The organism is Chryseobacterium sp. GM_Chr_2 (assembly GCF_026540445.1).
In the GTDB taxonomy this organism is placed as follows: domain Bacteria; phylum Bacteroidota; class Bacteroidia; order Flavobacteriales; family Weeksellaceae; genus Chryseobacterium.
Genome location: NZ_JALNUD010000035.1, coordinates 1 through 224, shown reverse-complemented (window position 1 = coordinate 224; position 224 = coordinate 1). Strand labels below are relative to the sequence as shown.

Here is a 224-nt window from a genome sequence, read left to right as displayed (position 1 = left end):
GTCCACTCCAATTACTTTTTTTGATATTTTTGACATACAAAAATCTTTTTATTAAAGAGGTTTTCTTCTGATCCAACATGGTAAAAGTTATCTCCAAACAACGTTCTATCCGGATTTGGAAGAAAACAGCAGCAGGGGAATAAAATCAGGGGCGATATCTTGGTATCAACGAAACGTCTTTCTTTATCCTGCTGCTTTTCCTTTAGGTTAATTTTTTTAACTAA

General features: G+C 33.5%; 1 protein-coding gene. It reads right to left on the bottom strand.

Translation table 11 applies throughout. From position 1 onward, the window contains the following. Positions 1 to 11: 11 nt before the first annotated feature. Positions 12 to 224, bottom strand: a 213-nt coding sequence (locus tag OXQ85_RS20595) for a hypothetical protein (RefSeq protein ID WP_267407024.1), incomplete at its 5' end; no start/stop codon positions are given.